This is a genomic window from Bacilli bacterium (genome assembly GCA_035326105.1).
Lineage (GTDB): Bacteria > Bacillota_I > Bacilli_A > RFN20 > CAG-826 > UBA7706.
In genome coordinates this window covers 900-1763 of the sequence record DAOKYO010000003.1, presented here as the reverse complement: position 1 = coordinate 1763, position 864 = coordinate 900, and the positions used below count along the sequence as shown (strand labels likewise).

Below are 864 nucleotides of genomic sequence, written 5' to 3'. Positions count from 1 at the left end.
AACTTGGAGGGCCTAGATAAAGACACCGAAATTTCACTTGGTGTTTATATGGATGTTTTCGACGCCATATTTAGCGACATGCGCAAATATAACCCGGATTTATTCGAGCAATCAATTGATTTTCAAACCTCCCATTTGAGACGTAAAAGAAACGAATAGCACATGGCAAAATCTCAAGTAAAAAGAGACAAGGAGAAAGTCGACGAGTATTTAAAACGGCTCGAACTTGCCCGGAGTGCAACAACGGTGGACGCTTTCGAGACGCTCACCGACAAAATGAACCGCATACAACGTGCCAAATGGGATGTTAAGTATATGGTTGAAACTTATTTGCCGCATTATGCCGAGGCCGAATGCGCCGAGTTTCAAATTGAGTTTGCCAACCTTGTCGCAAACAATCCGCTTTTTATGGGCTTTGCCGAATGGGGGCGCGGGCTTGCCAAGTCGGTATGGTGTAATATCATTATTCCGCTTTGGCTTTGGATTCGTGGCGAGGACGTTTTCTTTTGTCTGATGTCTGACAGTAAGGAGCGTGCCGAGGAATTGTTATCGGATATACAAGCCGAGTTAGAGGGCAACCCATTATTAATAAATGACTTTGGAGAGCAAAAATGTGAGGGTGATTGGACTATTGGCAATTTTAAAACCATAGACCAACGGTTTATTGGTATGGCTTTCGGTATCAAAAAGAAAGTGCGCGGAATACGGGTCGGCAAACGTCGCCCGAACTTATGGGGCATTGACGACCTCGAAACGCCGGACACAATCTCAAACCCCAAACGGATGCGGAAACAATCGGAGATTATCGAACGCGATGTTATCCCGACAATGACAAACAAGCATCATCGCCGGTTATTGTATGCA

General features: G+C 45.0%; 1 protein-coding gene. It reads left to right on the top strand.

Annotation, left to right across the window (positions count from 1 at the left end; genetic code table 11):
* Positions 1-162 precede the first annotated feature (162 nt).
* Positions 163-864, top strand: a 702-nt coding sequence (locus PKC96_07995) for a hypothetical protein (GenBank protein ID HMM01241.1), incomplete at its 3' end; no start/stop codon positions are given.